11 protein-coding genes and 2 pseudogenes are annotated in these 18,032 nt (G+C 54.2%); 4 read left to right on the plus strand and 9 right to left on the minus strand.

From position 1 onward, the window contains the following. The first annotated feature begins 279 nt into the window (after nt 1-279). Complete coding sequence (gene traM / locus AB5Y92_RS21710) at nt 280-648, plus strand: conjugal transfer relaxosome DNA-binding protein TraM (RefSeq protein ID WP_042468267.1); 369 nt, start codon at nt 280-282, stop codon at nt 646-648. Between the two features lie 52 nt (nt 649-700). Here the strand turns inward: traM and traI are convergent, their stop codons facing one another. The 6 genes from traI to AB5Y92_RS21740 all read right to left on the minus strand — a co-directional run bounded on the left by traI (nt 701) and on the right by AB5Y92_RS21740 (nt 11,130). Beyond that, nucleotides 701-5,830, minus strand: coding sequence for a conjugative transfer relaxase/helicase TraI (gene traI / locus AB5Y92_RS21715; RefSeq protein WP_101318685.1), 5,130 nt, complete (start codon nt 5,828-5,830; stop codon nt 701-703). Continuing rightward, nucleotides 5,830-7,998 (minus strand): type IV conjugative transfer system coupling protein TraD, encoded by a 2,169-nt coding sequence (gene traD, locus AB5Y92_RS21720; protein WP_101318683.1) that lies wholly within the window; start codon nt 7,996-7,998, stop codon nt 5,830-5,832. The genes traI and traD overlap by 1 nt, the downstream gene beginning before the upstream one ends. 58 nt (nt 7,999-8,056) lie before the next feature. Further along, a complete protein-coding gene (gene traT / locus AB5Y92_RS21725; protein WP_368227777.1) occupies nt 8,057-8,494 on the minus strand; it encodes a complement resistance protein TraT in 438 nt (145 codons plus the stop codon). 15 nt (nt 8,495-8,509) lie between these two features. Beyond that, nucleotides 8,510-9,928: an IS66-like element ISAs21 family transposase gene (locus tag AB5Y92_RS21730; RefSeq protein ID WP_004576012.1), complete on the minus strand. Its 1,419-nt coding sequence runs from the start codon at nt 9,926-9,928 to the stop codon at nt 8,510-8,512. Between the two features lie 282 nt (nt 9,929-10,210). After that, nucleotides 10,211-10,558 (minus strand): hypothetical protein, encoded by a 348-nt coding sequence (locus AB5Y92_RS21735; RefSeq protein ID WP_101318658.1) that lies wholly within the window; start codon nt 10,556-10,558, stop codon nt 10,211-10,213. After that, nucleotides 10,558-11,130 (minus strand): ParA family protein, encoded by a 573-nt coding sequence (locus AB5Y92_RS21740; protein WP_101318656.1) that lies wholly within the window; start codon nt 11,128-11,130, stop codon nt 10,558-10,560. Before AB5Y92_RS21740 ends, AB5Y92_RS21735 begins: the two co-directional genes overlap by 1 nt. A 666-nt stretch (nt 11,131-11,796) precedes the next feature. Here AB5Y92_RS21740 and AB5Y92_RS21745 point away from each other — a divergent pair. Together AB5Y92_RS21745 and AB5Y92_RS21750 are read left to right on the plus strand one after the other, a co-directional pair. Next, the gene (locus tag AB5Y92_RS21745; RefSeq protein WP_232790175.1) at nt 11,797-12,750 is read left to right on the plus strand and encodes a plasmid replication protein repA; all 954 of its coding nucleotides are present in this window, start codon (nt 11,797-11,799) and stop codon (nt 12,748-12,750) included. A gap of 722 nt (nt 12,751-13,472) precedes the next feature. Next, complete coding sequence (locus AB5Y92_RS21750; protein WP_085044666.1) at nt 13,473-13,883, plus strand: H-NS family nucleoid-associated regulatory protein; 411 nt, start codon at nt 13,473-13,475, stop codon at nt 13,881-13,883. A 109-nt stretch (nt 13,884-13,992) separates the two neighbouring features. Here the strand turns inward: AB5Y92_RS21750 and AB5Y92_RS21755 are convergent, their stop codons facing one another. Then, nucleotides 13,993-14,241, minus strand: coding sequence for a hypothetical protein (locus tag AB5Y92_RS21755; protein WP_011899418.1), 249 nt, complete (start codon nt 14,239-14,241; stop codon nt 13,993-13,995). 952 nt (nt 14,242-15,193) lie between these two features. Beyond that, nucleotides 15,194-15,391, minus strand: a pseudogene (locus tag AB5Y92_RS21760) (transposase); the annotation flags it as partial. Nucleotides 15,392-15,649: 258 nt separating this feature from the next. On the opposite strand from AB5Y92_RS21760, the pseudogene AB5Y92_RS21765 reads away from it, so the two are divergent. Further along, nucleotides 15,650-17,001, plus strand: a pseudogene (locus tag AB5Y92_RS21765) (IS3 family transposase); the annotation flags it as partial. 1 nt (nt 17,002) lies between these two features. On the opposite strand, the gene AB5Y92_RS21770 reads toward AB5Y92_RS21765, so the two are convergent. After that, entirely contained in the window at nt 17,003-17,965 is a 963-nt protein-coding gene (locus AB5Y92_RS21770; RefSeq protein ID WP_101318654.1) for an IS1595 family transposase, read from the minus strand. Nucleotides 17,966-18,032: the final 67 nt, after the last annotated feature.

Here is an 18,032-nt window from a genome sequence, read left to right on the forward strand (position 1 = left end):
TATTACGGTGTTATTTAGCGTTTTTGACACAAAACAACAGTGTAAGCACCGTGCCAGCACCGACAAAGCACGGCGCCGCTAGCAGTGCAAAAGCATACATCAATAATATCAATGAATTATGAACTGCACGGTGGATGCGCTGCCAACGTAAATGCTTGGGCTTCAAGAAAGTGGCGCGGCTACATGGCGGCGCATGCACGGCTACCTCTTTGAGTCCCTGGCGGTGCATGCACGGTCATGGTACATTGTGATGTTGCTATTTTAAATAGAGGTTAGCAAATGGCAAAAGTAACGGTTTACTTGAAGAATGCTGTTATCGATGAAATAAAGGGCTTGGTCGAAGAAGATATTCAAGCTGGCGCGCACCCAGACGAGGTTAGCTTTTCAAGCAAGACCAGTATGTTATTGGAGTTGGGCTTGCGCGTTTACAATCTTCGCCGCTCTGAACATGCAGGAAGTGGTCACGATGAGTTTGATCGGATGCTGCTATCCGGAGTTCTTGAGGCAAAGTACCTGACCCAGTTTTTAACCAAAACGTTGGGGGAGGCAAATGGTATCGACGTGGCGGCAATAAAGGAAAAGGTGAAGGGAACCATCAAGAACGATATGGAGCAATTTTTCCCTTCCACTGATGATGAAGAAAGTTAACTGCACGTAGCAGTCGCTGATGTAAAAAAACCGGCCCATGGCCGGTTTATTTTTACTCCCCTTTGGTCAATTCCTTGATTATCTCCCTTTCCAGCTTATCCAGTTTGTCGTGGAGTTCATGGGTAAATTTGGCTTTGGCCACTTCTCCGATTTCTGCCAGTTTACGCAATTGTCGTTCACTTAACTCCGCGTCTTTATTGAGTTGATGGATATCGTTGTGGAGTCGCTTGTCGTTGCGATTGACCGCTTGCTGTTTATCATCAGGCAGTTTGATATCCGGCTGTTCTTTCTCCCTGGCAACGGCTTTTATCAGTTCATCCTGACGTTTGGCATCCTTGGTCGCCATATCTTGTGGTAGCGGTAACTCCCGTTCGCTATCTTTGTTCAGATGCTGAATATCCGTATCAGAGACTACTAGCTTCCCCCCAGTCATGCGATTAACGTTAAAGGGGGCGGGAGCGCCATGTATGCTAACTAATATGCCACTTTGTGGATGCTTGATCGCCATGGCAATGCCATCCTCTAAACTGGTGGCGATACGGGTTTCGCCATTACTGGCACGCTGGAGCCCGATAAACTCGGCGCGTTCATTTGCCACCAGTCGATATTCACCATCCAGGGTAGGCCCTTTATTTTGGTGATGGCTTTGTAGTTCCACCATGGCAGCCCCTGCCGGTTTGCCATTATTATCCCACACCGGAAAGGCAGCGTGCGGGGTCGGGTATTTTTTGCCTGATGCAATGTATTTTCCCATATGCTGCTGCTCATCGAGTTGATGGGTCTTTAGCACATGTCGCCCCAATGCTGTGGAGCGCATCGGCGAGGCGGTACCCAATAACATATCGGCTACCTTTTGCCCTTTAATCTGGTCGCCTTCGAGCGCATCGTGGGCGGTACTAACCTGGCTCTTGAGGTTTTTATTGAGCAAGTTAATCCAGCCTTCCTTATCATCGGTATAGGTCTGCATATGTTCTTTGGCACGTGAGGCGGGGACATACGCAGACGACAGGGTAATCAAGTTTCTATTTACGCCTTTGATCGCCTGTAATTCGATGGCGTAGGTACTGCTCGCCCCTTGCGCACCATAGGCAGTAATGGCATATCCCAAATCAATGTGCTGGTCTTCTTTAAATTGGTCGGGGCGAACGGTTTTCTCGTTATTGCCATCGTGCAGCACTATCGCACCATTATCCTCGATGCGTTTTACCTGCCACTGGCTATTGGCTACGTGGCCGTGTTCATTGACGGTGCGGGTGAAGCGGATCTTATCGCCTTCACTGACCTTTATTTCCCTCGGTTGATAGATAGCGAGATCATGGGCGGTGTTTTCGATATTGGAGATGAGTCGCACCTTGCCCTCATTATCCTTGATGGTCATTGTCCCGGCCTGGGGGTCGATACCACTGATGGTGTAATAGTGCTGGTCAAGCACGGCCACTTTACCAAGGAGCGCATTTTTCTGTACCTGCTCACTGCTACGCAGGCTATTTTCTTCAATGCGCACCGGATCAAGAATGGTCAGGCTGGTCTGGCGTGAACCTAATTCCCCTTTATCAAACAGTGCCTGGTGTATTGCGGCGTTAATACCGTGGCGCACCTCATTGAGATGCACGATCACCATGGTGTTATCCCGTGTCAGACGGGTGCGGCTGACATAATCTTTGACCACCAGTTCGGCGGGGTTCTTTGCCTCAATCACCGAGCGATCCGGTGTCCAGGCATCCGGTTTGTTTGCCGGGTCTCGGGGTACCACAGCCGGTTGCACCGCTTCGCGCTGTGCCAGTGACTGGGTGAGGTTGCCATCTATCAAGCTGTAGATCGCCGGTTTGAGCTCCGGGCGCTGGCGGACAATCTCTTTCATGACGGCCACATCGACCGCGCTGCGCTCTTGCATCAGTTGGAACGGGGCACCTGACGAGATGGCTTTGAGCTGCGCGGTATCACCGCTGCTGACCACCCTTGCGCCACTGGCGGCCACCCGCTGGTAAAACTCAGCCATGTCGCGGTTGCCAATCATCGAGCTTTCATCCACCAGGAACAGGGTGCGGCTGTGGTCCTGCTGTTCCCCTGCCATGGCCTGCAGGCGACTCTCCGAGAGAAACGAGGCCAGCGTCTGTGCCTTGACCCCGGTCGACTGCATTTCATGGACGGCCCGGTGGGTGGGGCCAATCCCGACCACGGTCGGGCGCTGTTCCGGGGGCAGGGTGTCGAGTGCACTCAGCACAGCCTTGAACTGGGTGGTTTTACCCACACCGGCATAGCCCTGGATGGCGATGAACTGGTCGTTGCTCTCCAGGATCAGGCGAGTGGATTGTGCCTGGCCGGGGGTTAGCCCTGCCAGTTGGGGGTCGGGTACCTGCTGCAGGTAGGGGGTCGCAGTTCCCTTGCCTTGGGCAATGGTGGCGATAATGAACTTTTCCATGTCAAAGCTGGCTCGAGAGACCACATCGCCGCGCTTGCCGGGCACCGGCAGCAGGTCACCCTTGGCGAGTTTGTCATCGAGCACGGCGCTGATTGAGTCAATCGGGGTTGCCGGGGCAAAATCCAGGGCGGCGGCCAGCAAGCTTGAGGTGGAAAAGACGATGCCTTTGGCTTCCACCTGGGCCAGCCCCAAATGCAGGGCTTGCTCAGCCGCTGTGTGCAGGCTGGCGGTGACCTGCTTGAGCGCAGTATCGAGCTGGTCGCTGTCGCCGTGGGCTTTGAGCTTTTCACTGGCCAGCTGGAACTGGGGATGACTGGCTAGCTTGCTCTGTGCCCGTATCTGATCAAGCGGGGTGTAGATGTGAATATGCTGGCCACTTCTGGCTAGCTGGTTAAGCCCTGTGCCACTCATCTGGCGGGCACTCATGGCGGCCAGTACAGTGGCGTCCTGGCTGGCGGTGACGCCCACGCCGGTGACATAGTTGTGGTCGAGCTTGAGTGCCCTGTCTGTTGGCAGTTGCTGCTCACCGGTCGGGGTCTTGAGGTGCAGGTGGCCAGGGGCCGCGTCCAGTACCTGCAGGGTCTGTTGCGCCTTGAGGGTGCCCTCGGCCTCTCGCCCGAGCACCCGGAGTGTGTCGCCCGCCGCGACCTCGATGCGCTTGCTTTCAAACAGCGACCAGTTGCTGTCCAGGGCGCGGATCTTGATTGTGTGTTTCTCCCCCTGCTCGTTGGTCAGCACCAGCGAGTGGGTCTTGTCTGCGACGAGATCAATGCGATAGCGATCCATGGTTTTACCCTTGTCGTCCCACCGCTCCATGACCATCCCCTCGCGATAGGTGTCACGCTGATGGCGGGTCTTGCTATCGAGCCATACCGGGGCAAGGACGTTGAGGGTGTGATCCTGCCCGTACAGTTGGCCGCTATCCCGCAAGGCGCTGCGGATATGGCTGGTTAGCTGCTGCTGATCCCGTGACCCGGAGACCTGGGCAACCACCTGCTCGCCTTGCTGCAGACGATGCGCGTAGTCCTGTGCCAGGGCGTCAAAGCGCGCTGGCTTGTCAGGCACGCTCTGGACGGTGGCCTCGATGTTGGGCGCATCATAGAAACGGTACTGCGGCACGCTGGCTTGCTTGAGGACGGAGAGCGCATTGCCGACGCCACGCTGGCGCTCACTGTCGAGCATCAGCACCTGGACATCGCTGGCCCGTGCCTTTTCCAGGATGAGCAGCGTCTCTTTGAGGGTCAGGGATTCAGACTGCTCGACAATGAGGGTGCTATGAGGGGCAAAGACCGTGGCGGAATTGAGGGTGTGACGCGGAGCGATATTGCCTGCCAGAGGCTGGCTTTGTGCCAGCAGGCGAGCCGAGCGATTGTCGCTGGCCAGGATGGTGACCTCACGCCCCTGTTCGCTGGCCATGAGCACGGCATCTTCCATGCGCTCGATGGTTTGGGCCATGCCACCCCGTCCGGACAGGATAGCCAGCGGGGCCTTGTCCTGGGCCAACACGGAGTAGGCGTCGGCATAGGGGCGATCACGCGGGGTTGCCCGCTCGGCAAAGGTGGCTATCGGGGGGCGCTGGTTGAACTCGTTGGCCAGCTGGGCGATGGACAATTCGTTGAGCAGGTGGATATCGGAGGTGAAGATCCCTTTTTCCTTGTCGAGCGGGATGAGGCGCTCGCGCCCAATCGCCTGCTCGATACCCTCGCGGGCCTGGGTGATCAACCCCTGTTCGGCAGGGAGCTGGCTCACCGTGGCGGCCAGTAATTCGGAGTAGGAGAACTGTACCTTTTTATCCGAAAGTATGGATATCGCCTGGCTCACGGCCTGGGTGATATCCGTGCCAGCGGGCGTGGGGACGGTGTATCCCTGGGCGCGTTCGTCGGCCTTGGCGAGATAGAGGGGCAGTTCAAAGCCTGCTTTGCCCAGGCGATCACGCCAATCGGCGATCAGTAGGTCGGGGTCGGCAACCGCCTTGTCCTTGCGGGTATCGAGCGCGGCGGCATCGCGGGACTGGGGTGAGGCATCGGGGCCGACCGCGTCGTTTATCTGCTGGCTGCGCTGGCTGAATGGTTCGGTCGGCACCCCCTTGAGCTCCCACAGGCCATGCTTGCCGGTGACCTCTGTTTCAAAACCCATCGCCTCGACGTCCTGGCGCAGGGCGTGGCGGTATATCTGCCCGAGCGCCAGTTTGTTGTTAAAGATGTCTTTGCCAAAGCCGCTGTTCATGTGGGCGGCATCACTGCTCAGCGCCCGCCATTTGCCTTCTGTATAGGTGGCATTGAGCACCAGTGAGTGCGTGTGCAGCTGCGGATCAAGTTCGCGGGAGGTGTCGTGGGTGTAGAGGGCCGCCACGATATTGCCGGTGGTCTCGGTGCGTGTGACGCCATCGGTCATGATGCGGGTGCTGGCCAGCGCCTCGACCTCCTTCATTGCCACCGCCACAGCGTGATGGTGGGCGGCCAGAAAGCGCTCGTCACCCGCCACCAGTGCCATCACGGAGACACTCTTGGGGGCCGAAAACGTCAGGTCATAGCCGGTGCGGTGGGTCTGCTTGCCATCTACGATGCGCGAGAGTTCAGTGCCATCGGGGAGTTTACCGTGGGCGATGGCATCGAGGGTGGCCCCGTCAATGGGGCCACTCAGTCCAAGGCGGTCGGCCCCTTCCCCCATCCAGACCGACTCGAGATCGCCCATGGCGTAGTAGTTTTCCTCGGCAGCGTAGTAGGCCGCGCTGCCCTTGATGGTGGAGAGTGACAGCATCAGTAATACTCCGGCTCGTCACCACCCGGCTCTTGGTGGTGATGGTTAATGTTGACCTCTTCGCGCCGCGCAGCTTCTTGCTGCGTCCGTTCGGATTTTTGGTAATTGGCGTAAAGCTCCTCGTCGTAAAGCACCCCGTTCTCATCGACCCCCGCAGGGCGAGGGGGGCGCATGGTGATCTCCTGGTCTCGACCGGCAGGCTGTACTTGCGTAGCGGCACTCTGGGCGCTGGTGTCCGTGGCTTGAGCCGCTTGAGCGGGGATGGTTGCAGGCGCAGGGCTCGGTGGTGTTGGCGGTGCAGACATGGGGGCGCCGCCCTCTGCTGCCTGGGCGACAACCGCAGGGAGCACGCCGGGGGTGACGTTGTCGAAGATCTTGCCGGTCTCGTTGAGACGCTGGGTGATCTCGTCGTCCACTTCGGGATCCAGGCTGGACTGGATATCCCGCTCTGGCAGCGACTCGGCAATTTTCTCCTTCTTCACGAATTTGAGTGTCATGCGCACCACCGGGAAGTTGCCAGGTAATGTCACGAAACAGTCCAGGTTGTCGAGCATCTGGATGTCGGTGTAGCTGACAATATTGACGCGCTCCTCATCCTTGCCAAACGAGATACCGTCACGCACCTGATCGGCACCGAAACTGGTCTGCTCGGAGAACTTCTTGCGCACGGTTTCGCCGATATCCTCCTCGACAAATTTGGCGACGGAGGCAGAGGGGGAGCGAAAGAAATACTTGGTGTTGAGAAGGTCATACATGGCCTCGGCAAATTTATTGCCGTAAATCTCCTCGAGCTGCGAGTAGGACTGGAAGCCCAACGCAAAACAGCCGCCGAACTTGCGGGCCTCGGCGATGATGAACGGCAGGCTCGGCAGCTTGTGCAGGGAGGGCAGCTCGTCATAGAAGAACCACACGCGCCGGTAGCGGTTTTCGCCCATTGATAGCAGGCTGTTGGCGGCAATGCTGAGCCACATCGAGATCAAGGGTTTGAGGGATTCGTGGTGTTTTTGGTTGGAGGTGATGAACAACCAGCCATTTTCGCCACCGTCACGGACGCCCTGCATCCACTGGCGAATGGTAAAGGGTTTACCTTTGCGCTCAATGCCCTGCAGATAGCGCATCGCCTTGACGTAGTTGGTCAACACGCTTCGAATAGATATGGCGGTTTTTTCTATCTTGCCGTCAACCAGGTTGGCTGCGGGCGTCCCTGCCAGAAACTCGCGCAGTTTATCGAGGGTGATGGCCAGGAGGGTGCGCAGGAACAAGTTATAGCTGCGCCCTTTTTCAGTGCGCAGGCGGTGGGCACCTTCGGCAAAGATAGTGCGGGCCGAGCCCTGCCAGAAGGGGTCTTCCGAGGAACCCATCGGAATAAGGGTGGTGGCTGCCGATTCGAGATCGGGCAAGGTCTGGCACTCTTCCCACATATCCCAGTTGGCGCAGCGTTGATCCAGGGGGTTAAGGATGATGTCGCGGCCTTCTTGATAATACTCTTCGACAAAGGTGCAGCCCTTGTCATAAATAATGACCATATCCCCGCGCTGGCGGCACTGGTCGAGAAATTTGCGCATGAGCGTCGATTTACCCGAACCCACGGTACCATGCATGGCGAAGTTCTGAATTTCGCTGTCTTTGATAATGGGCAGATCATCCACGATGATATCGGAGGCTACTTTTTGGCGACGCATCATGCGGGCGACTTTTTTCGGGTTGTCACTCAGGGTGCGCCCGCCGGTTATCTCGTCTTCACTCTGCTTTTTGCCCAATATACCAATATACAAATAGAACAGCAGGCCAGCGACAAACACGATGACCATCGAGGATAAAGCGGCAATAATGAGTTCGTTCTTGAATAGCTGTCCGCAATAGACCGTGTAGGCATCACTCAATATCTGCTTGGTGTTGTAGTGTAGGATACGCTCATAATATTGGATCTTGTAGATCGGCGGATTGGTCATGAATTTATGCAACGGTTCAATGGTGGTTGCATACCAGTACATGAGACCGTTGATCAGGTTTTGGGTGCTGACGCGATAAAACAAAATCGACCCGGTCAGGACAATAAAGGACAAAATAAGCCAATAGGATAGAATGTTGTTTATTTGCAGGAACATGCGCAGACGCATAAACGCGACTTGCCCGCCCTGCGTCACATCGCGGGTGTTTAAGCTCATGATATTGCCTCAAGGATAGGGGGGGATGAGCCCCCCTTATATTAACCGTCGACGGGTCTTAGAATATGCCAGAGACCGATTTTGAAAGTTGGTCTTCCAGTGCTGTTTTGGCGTCTTTAAATTCCAGATTCATCTGGTTGGCATTGCTCACTACGCGGGTTTGATATTTATGGCGATCACCCTGGGCGGTACTGGTTTGCACTTTACCGCCAGACGTTCCCTGTTTGAGCATGGCAATGTTATCGGTGGTCACGGTGACCCCCTTGGGGGCTTTTTCCGCAATCTGCAGGTCGGTGACCATAGTGTAATTGGTATCTTCAACCATGGCATCGGCGGCAACCCCGACGAGCGCCCCGACCAGGCCCGCGCCCAAAGCAGCCCCGCCAGAGGAGCTATTATAGCCGACCACCCCCGCAGCAGCCGCAGCGCCAAAGGCCCCGGCACCATATCCGGATATGAGGGTGTTTTCGGCATCCCGCAAATTCATTTTACCCACCGAGAGGGTAACCGTTCACCGGGACGGTGTTGACAGCACCAACTCCTCCGGGAACGGGTAGTCGGTTTTCTCGATGCAGGACCTGACAACTGCCCTCAGCCACTCCTGCGGGCAGCGGCCCAATCGCTTGGCCGTCTCCACCAACGATAGGATACGCTGCCTGAACTGCTCGCCTCGATGCGACCAGACGCCATAGCTTCCCTTGCGCCACAGCACATAGCCACGCAGCGCCCGCTCCGCTTCATTGTTGGTCAGCGCTATCTCGTCGTTTTCCATAAAACGCCATAGCATCTCATCGTCCTTGAGCAGTAACTGGCAGCGCCCACGGTAGCGCTTGGAACACAGTACACTGCCCCGCTCCAGCTGCCTTCGCCAGCTTTGCCGACATCGCTGCAACCTTCGCTGGTACTGCTCCCGGCTTAAGCAGCCTTGTTCATAGCCATGCCGGGTTCTGAACACCGTGTCAGCCAGCAGTACCAGCCGGGCTCCGATAGGCTGGTTGACGGCGTCGCTACTCTCGGCAATCGCCGCCACGTTGCGCAGCACATGCGCCCAGCACAGTTGGCGCTGGGCGCTGTCGATGAAGCGGTATCCCGCATACTGGTCGGTCACCAGCACCCCATCAAGCTCACTGCCCAGCAACCGCTTCGCTGCCTCCTGACCGCGGCCAAACGCCGTCATGAAGCAGACCGCGACCTTGCTCAGGGCCAGCCACATCCAGCGTCGCTCACCGCCCCGCTGGTGCCGGGTTTCATCGGCATGGATGATGGCGGCAGACTGCACTTGCTGTTTGATGGCTTGGTGGGTCGGGGTGAGCATGGCGCTGACCCGGCCTTGCGCTTCACTGATGGCGCCTCGGCTAAAGCTCAAACCGAAGTGCTGCTTGAGCTGCTGCTGTATCTTGCTGATGCTCTGGTGGAACTGACCACTCTGCAAAGCGATATAGCTCAGCAGATTAGCCCCCATCTGGCTGTGGCTCACCGTATCGGGCAGGGCTGCTTCACTGGTGGTGACGCACCCACGGCAGGTGCCCCGATACAGCTGATGCTCTGTCACCACATAGCTGACCTCGGGCAGGTCAAACACCTGATGAACCCGGTAGGGCTTGTCATGGGACACCACCTGCTCACCACAGCAGGCGCACTGCCGGGCAGGATAGTGTGGTATTGCCGTCAGTCGGTCGTCCTCAGGATGACGTTCACGCCGCTGCCCCTTGTGGCCAGGCTGGGCACCACGAGCCTTGCCGGAAGCGGGGCGCTTGCGCGCAGGCGGGGTCCCCGAGCCATCAGTGGAGGGGGGCTTGGAGGAGTTATTGCTGTTTTGGTTGAGGCGGTCTTCAAGCTCGGCGATGCGCGCCATCAGCTTGTAAATCAGCTCGTTGGCTTGCTCGAGGGTCAGCGGCAGGCCGGGTGGTGGCGTAATGGGTTTGCTCATGACGTGATGGTGCCAAGCTGGCGGGATCAGGCAAGGGGCAACAGTGGATCAAGGGATGATCGTCTCACTTTTTCCTGTCAATGCCATCTGGGTGAACAGTTACCGATACAGCAGGCCTCCAAGAAATGGACCATGCCGATCCAGAATTGGAAGCCGGCCCTGAATCGCTTTATTATCGAGTTCGGTGATCGCCTGAACGGTCACCTGTAATGGAGTGGGCAGTTACACAGAATTATTTACAGGCTCGACGTTAGCTTTTTTTAATTTTTCGTTTGGTTAACATTAATTTGATTTAAATTTTCCATTTTCAATTTTCTCCGCAATATCACGTACCGCTAACTCGACAATATTTGTTATTCTTTTTCTTTCTGAGACCATAGTTTCTTTAGATAGATAAATAAGGACTTCCTTTGTAAACTCGTTAACTTTTATAGATGATACTGTTTTCTCTCGTTCCTTGCTATCCGGATCGTGCATTTGCCAAGGATATTCAAACATTATGTTTGCTGATTGCTCTTTTGTCTTAACTCCTTCTTCATTTATTAGTTTTCGGCCTTCTTTTGCAGCCTCTTCAGACTTTCTTCTCGTATCCTCAACCCAGCTTGCGACACCTATTTTTTTTGCCATCATCAAATTACCTTCTGATTCAATACTCTAGCTAAAACCCCTTCTATTTCTGCTCTTGATTCACCTATTCTAGTTGTTTTAGCGAAATCAGAATCAAAAATTGTTTTGCTTTGATTGTGTGCATTAATAAAAACAGCTCTATTTCTTACAACACTTGCTCCATCCTTACGCATTAAAAGGATAAAATCCCGCTCATCCTTTCTTCTCATATCTCCTCTGTTGCAAATTTCTATTACATCGCAACCGTCAAGAATGTGCCTAGCTTTTATATATGCAGCATAATCCAGTCTACATGGAACGACGGGGCATACCACAACATGGCTATCTGGTTTTTCACGATAGCCAGCGGGATAGTCGATAAGTACTAAGTCTGCATTTGGTTTTTCAGAAGGTAATGATTTGACAATAGTGAAGGGAAAATCACCTTGGCCAAACACTGACATATCGTCGTCTTGGACATCCCTGCTCACCACAAGAGTTATGAGCCCTAACTTGGAGGCGGCAGCTGCTAAATTGATGGTCATTGTAGTTTTTCCTTGGCCCCCTTTAGGGTTCCAAATGGATGCTATTTTCACGTCTTCACCTTCCGAAGTTGGGCATGTTGTGGATATTCTATCGTTAACATTATCGTGTCCAAGACTTCTAGTCAACAATGGTTTGGACTAGTCTAAACTAGTCTAGATTAGACTGGCTGTGTGCTTTGATTTTGCTTTTTTTGGATCCTTAAAGTGTTATTTTGTTTTGTTTTGTGTGACTTGGATCACAAAAAACTTGGTCTGACGCCGATCATTACCGTTGATCCAAAACTTGTTATGGTCAAAGATAGCAGGGTGAAATTGATAGGCTCAAAGGATGGGCGCAGCTAGTTGACCGTGGTGCTTTTGAGCCCACTTAATTTGAAATGGCGGTTTCCAGAAATGAAGAAGGCCAGCCCTGGCAGGCTGGCCTTCTGAAAGAATTTCCCTCGATAAAGGGTAAACTCCTCAATCACAAGACAGAGTTTACTCTAGGGACTGATCTGGTTCAACCCGCCCATTATGGCGGAGATAAGCGTGTATTCGGACCATAAGTGTTACGCGAAGAACGAACTGCAGCGGGCAACGTGTATTTACCCAGTTCCTAAGCTTGGGTAAAGGGTGTTGCATTTAGATTTACAGGCATTCTATCCAAGTGGGGCGCATTCCTCTCAAGAGGACATATGCAGAGCTGCTGACACTAACTCGCCAAAAGAGACCCCATTCATGTGGGGGCGCAGTCATTATGCTCATCCTGGTAAATGGCTTGGCACCGGCAACCGCTGTGGCCATCGTCCTGATGCACCTGCCTGGCACCACTTCAATGAGCCAGAGACCAGGAAACCCTTGCCGCACTTTATCCAAACCTTGATCGACAAGGTGCGTGACTATTATGCCAAGCCCTCGCTCTTACCCACGCTGGCCAATCTGAGCGGCAAGATCAACAAGCTATCGGGCAAACCCCGCCAAAACAGATCAGAAGCTCGCGAAGCTGAAAGCCTGGTCATGCAGGCGATCCTCTCGCGCACCGATTTTGCCAGCCTGCGGGTCGGTACTCCGCTGCCTGACGGGCGCTTTATCCATCGTACCATGGTCGAGATCGCCACCATCGCGGGCATGGTAGAGGACGCGATTGATAAAGAGACCAAACAATTGGTCAACAGACCAACACAGCGCTTCTGGCGGGCTATACGGCGCTTAAAGATTGGTGGGGCGATTGACATACACAAACAGTACGAAACGCTGGAGGATGGCACGATAAGGGCAAGGCCGGGGATTAAAACGGTCAATATGCACTTTCTCGTGGCGCTGGGGCGGATCAGCTATGAGAAGCTCAAGGCGTTCCGTACCCATTGCTCCAAGGCGCTGAAACTGGACTCTGACAGCCATAAGCAGCAGTTCCCTGACAGGCACGACCCCGAGATAGCCAATCGCCGGTTGCGTGAGCAGCAGCGTGAAAAGGGCATCAAAACCAATCCCCCATCCTCTACTGACAAATCGCCGGTGATACACGACCGCGACACGCGCAAAGAGCTGCAGCGGCAATACAGCCAGGCACAGCTCGAGTTTGCGACCAATCTCTATGGCCAATACCCAGGGCGACCAGAAACCTGGTACAGCGAACAGCTCAGGCGAGCGTTCCCCAGCCTGGACGACTGGATAGCCAGGAACAACCGCTAACCCCACCGACTAACCAGCCACGCTGGTGCCCACCCCTGCCTGCCGCAGGCCTTTCCCCCCCGTCCGCCCTGCTGACAGCCCGATTTTCCACACCTGTTGTGAGTAACAGGCCATTACCTGCCCAAAACGCCCCCTGTCACTGTGGATGGTTTATGAATATGAAAATTTAAGTGATTTGATACAAAAATTAGGTCATGAGATTTTTTTTTAACTGTTCACTGTTAATATGCTTTAAGAAAATGGTTAGAGACTCTGTAATACCATCCCTCTCTACGTTCAGGATGTATAAAATGCCTGGCTATGCAGGGCGCAAGCGCCCGCCGCCAGATAAAAATTACCCATAAAATGCTTGACCTTGCAGGCCAGCAAAAAACGCTGGCCGCCGGTCAGAATATAACCCCTCTTCGTGGGGACACGTCCCCACACCCCTCCCCCAACACACCAGCTTGCCACTGTCATGCCCCATAAAGGGGCCGATCAACCTCAGTGGAACGTCAGGCTACACGGGCCTTAAAGACGGTTTTGCAGGGAGGGGGCAGGCTGGCACCTTCAATATCAGTGTAATACCTCACATATCGCGCACAGGCGAACTACAAGGCTTTAAGAATAGCTAGATAAGCTCTATGATGGAGCTCGTTTATATTGCCTCACAGAAGCGCTATTAATAGCGCTCTCGATGTTTTTTTCGTATTCATCCATGACCATAACCAGGAGTGTTGCCGGTGAATGACTTTCTGAAAGTGTTATTGAATATCCGCAGCCTTCGTGCAGCTGTCCGTGATCTGCCGTTCGAGCAGTTGCAGGAAATTAAAGAGAAGTTTGATACCGTCGTCCAGGAGCAGCTAAAAGCTGCCGAAACAGATCAAGCGGCCAAGCTGGAGCATCAGAAGAAACTTGCTGAGTTCAGAGAACTGTTGGCAATAGAAGGGCTCTCGCCGGAAGATCTGCTCAGTGGCCGGGGGCTGACCGCCGGGGCCGATGCGGGGGCGAAAGCAAAGCGTGCGCCACGTCCGGCCAAGTACCGTTACCTGGTAGAGGGTGAAGCGCGTACCTGGACCGGTCAGGGCCGCATGCCTGCCCAGATCGCTGCTGCTATCGCAAGTGGCGAGTCGCTCGACGCATTTCTGATCTGATCCCCCAGGTCAGCTGCTGGGAGAACGTGGCCAGGGGCGGCGGCGGTGGTCATTCCGCCCCTCGGCCGAGGTCGAACCGATGACCTCGCCTCACTGGCGGTGCCTTTTTTCAATCCCGCATCCCCGATACATCGATTTCCACCCGCCGAAAACCGATATTCCTGGCCGTTTGCACGGCGGCATCGATAGTCTTGAATAACCGCCAGCCGCCACGCTGGCGCTCAATGATGTCTGTCTCGCCCTGACGGCCAAATCTCACCAGGTGCAGATGATAGCCAGTACCCATTGGTGTACATGCGATCAAGGCTTTGGAAAACCCTCCCTGCTCGAATACCCACTTTGCTTTCAGCTCCTGCATATTGTTCCCTCGATTGCTGCGGCGGCCACCGGGCCAGACAAGAATAGTATGCTGAACCATTAATCAAAAACAAATATTGATTGTTCGTTATCTGATTTTGATGATTGGAAGGGGAAGGGACAGAAAAAAGGCCACTACTGGGGAGCGGCCAAGAAGAGCAAGGTCGTTACCATGGGTAGCGCAACACAAGGTCATTATCTCTCACTGTAGGGATTCATTTAACTCTCAGTTTGCCGGTTTGGGAGGTCAACGGCTTACCGTACAGAACTGTTCCATTGGACTTCATATCCCGCTGAGCCCTGACACCCCATGATAGTGGGGCGAGGAATAACCCCTCACTATAGGAGAACGTATCCCATCTCAACTATATCAAGGAGGCCAACATGCCCATCATTTTGTTCCATATCCTTCACGCTCTAGCCACTAACTCACCTAAGGCAAACTTGTGCTTCGCGGTGGCGGTGCTTTCTAGTGCTGTGTTGGTGAACTCGCTTCGTTGAAGAGGGGGCCATTGGCCCCGTATTTACACAGTCTCGATGGTGCCTGATTTTCTTATTTCTTCGTGGATTTACTAGGTTTTAGAGCTGGAGTGTTCCCTGGCGTATCTTTATTGTCATGGCGACGCTGATCAGGTTTTCCAGTTGATTTAGCTATTGGTTTCGGACCTGGTTTAAGAGCCATAGTAGTTATCCTTTAGTAGTGCGTTAGAGGACGTCCCTCTAAAGGGACGTATGGGCTTTAATTTAAAATATCAATAGTAACTTCTGGATTGTTTTTCAAAATGTGCGCGAACAGCAACAAGCCAGTACACATAGTATGTCGCGGCTAGCTTACTAGTTGACCCTCACTTTGTCGTGTCTGGGGTCACTTCAGAAAACGGAAAAAATCGTACGGTAAGCCGCCAGGCATGGCCTTACTTCTCGCAAACGATCGTTTTTGAAAGGTGGCAGTGATTTGCGAAAATCGTGTTTCCAGTCAATGACATCTGGTGATTGCAGTGATTGCATTGCCACACATGTGGCCGCCTTTTCAGGCGACAATAGGTCTTGTTGGCACATTCAGGGCAGACAAAGCTGTGAGGAAAACGCCAAGTGAACAGCGAGTTTTCGCACTGAGCTTCAGTGCCATAGTCCTTGAGAAACTCAAACAGGCTGCCTCCTTTAGAATATCGCGCTCCTCGGTGACCTGGCGCAGTTCGGCTTTCAGGCGGCGGATCTCGGCTTGCAAGGCAGACTCTTCGAGCAGCTGCGTATTCCGGCGAAGTTGAACAGCCATTCCGGCCAACGTGAACACCCTGATCCCCCCAGTGGCAGGGTAGTTGTCGCCTGATTTTTTCACTGGGGGCTGGAGCTGTAAAATGGCTAATCACAGGATTGCGCCTGAGCTTAGGGAGAGAGCCATCATGCATATGATGCCACCCTATAACTGGAGCCTCAGACAGGTTGCTGATTATATTGGTGTTGGCATTGCAACTGTTCATGGCTGGCGAAAACAACTGGAACTAGAGGGGCTGATCATCCGAAAAATCGAACCCGACTCGGAGCATTCTACTGAGCAAATTTTTACGATCCTGCTTGAAACGGCCGCATTGTCTGAACATGAGCTGGCTGAGTATTGTCGGAAGCATGGTCTGTACCCTGAGCATCTTGTGGCATGGAAGCAAAATTGCCTGGCGGCCAATCAGCCAAAGCATCGCCAGTTGGTTGATGAACAGCGAGCTGTTCGTTCAGAGAAAGCTCGTATCAGAGCTCTTGAAAAAGAGCTGCGTCGAAAAGACAAGGCTCTGGCCGAACTGGCTGCACTGCTGGTACTTCAGGAAAAGTTGTCAGCCCTCCGGGACAACGAAGAGGACGACTGACCTCTTACCTGGAGCGGCAACGGATAATTGCGCTGATAGAGGAAGCTGTAGACCACGGGGCTCGCTATGCGCAGGCCTGCCGAGTTGCTGGTATTGCACACAGGACCTTTCAGCGATGGTTCTGTGACGGCAGGCTAAAACCAGATGGAAGACCATTAGCCAGACGGCCAGTGCCAGCCAATAAGCTGACAGAATATGAGCGAACACGGGTACTACAGGTATGCTCTGAGGCGGAATACGCGTCATTGCCTCCGTCGAGGATCGTCCCCATGCTTGCTGACAGGGGTATATATTTTGCTTCTGAATCAACATTCTATCGGATCCTGAAGGCAGAAGATCAATTGCACCACAGAGCCGGTGGGAAACCCCGTGGTACTTATAGCCGTCCAACCAGCTATACAGCACATGGTCCGAACCAAGTCTGGTCTTGGGACATCACCCATTTACCAGGAGAGGTCAAAGGGGAGCGGTATTATCTATACATGCTCATGGACATATATAGCCGTAAAATTGTGGCAGCGGAAGTGAGGGAGGTTGAGCGCGGTGAATATGCCGCAGCCTTGTTACAGCGGGCCGTCGTCATGGAAAACTGCCGCAATAGCGGACTAATTTTACACTCAGATAACGGGGCTCCGATGAAGAGCTTTACCATGCTGGCCAAAATGTATGAACTGGGCGTCTGTTCATCGTTCAGTAGACCCTGGGTCAGCAATGATAACCCCTACTCGGAGTCGTTGTTCCGAACACTGAAATATTGCCCTGCATGGCCTGCCGATGGTTTTAGCGATATAAGCAAAGCGCGGGCATGGGTGCACAGCTTCATACGCTGGTACAACACCCAACATCGTCATAGCGGGATTAAGTTTGTCACACCAGAACAAAGGCACCAGGGTTTGGATAAGGCTATGTCCCAATTACGTGTTGCATGGGGTGCCCCAGCGCCTCATGCAAACACGCTTTGATATTCACACCCTTCCCATAACGCTCCAGCATCCTGCGCCAACCCAGATAATTCCTCAGGTAGTGCGTCGCCACGCCATGGAAGCGCTCCATCCACTCTTTCAACCGACGGTGATAGCCGTTCACATGCTGAATGTGATACGCGCCGGCCACTCGCTCACCCTGACGATTGCGCACTACTTGATGAGTCACTCCCTGCACTTTACTGAAACTGGCATACACGCCCGCACCATCGCTACACAGCACGGCATCCGGCGAGACAAGGGGCTTTAAGACCGCAATGACTGTTTCGGCATTCATCTTTTCCAACTGAAAATCTGCATGGTGACCTGCACGGTCCTGCACCACCATCACCGGGATGTAATCCGGCCCGGTTCCCCGGGTTCGCCCTTTACCTCCACGACGCCGAGCCAGACGAGGCAATCCCCGTTGCCCCTTGAACGACTCGAGGAAGAAGGTTTCATCGACCTCAACGATACCCTCTTCCCGTGTGGCTTGATGGGCGGCCATGGCACGCAAGAAGCGGTGACGCCAGAGGAAAGCGGTGTTCTTGCTGACCCCGCAGCGCAGCGCTGCCCGGCGGACAGTGAGTCCTTCAATGAGGGCTTGCGCGTAGTCTTCCCAGCACTGCGCTTTACGTAATCTGGCCAAGGGGGTCTTGGTCAGCACGGTACTGGTGCGTAGACAAAGTTTGCAACGGTAGCGACGCAGTCCCCGACTCCATCCCCAGGGGGCCAGCTGATTGGCATCGGCCTGACAATGTGGGCAACCGCTGCATGCAGGTAGCTGGGTATTGAGTGAGGTAATGGTGTGGGGCGCAGTGAGCTCCTGCTGGGCAACACGGCGTTGGCGCAGGGTAAGTTGTGGAAACAGAGACAACAGGTGTTGAAAGGCTGGGGTATCCATGATGGTAGACCTCAAGGTGATGGCCTACTTCAAGCTTAGCCTTTCAACACATAATTGGGACAGCGCC

The organism is Aeromonas sp. R1-1 (genome assembly GCF_040908495.1).
Classification (GTDB): Bacteria; Pseudomonadota; Gammaproteobacteria; order Enterobacterales; family Aeromonadaceae; genus Aeromonas; species Aeromonas veronii.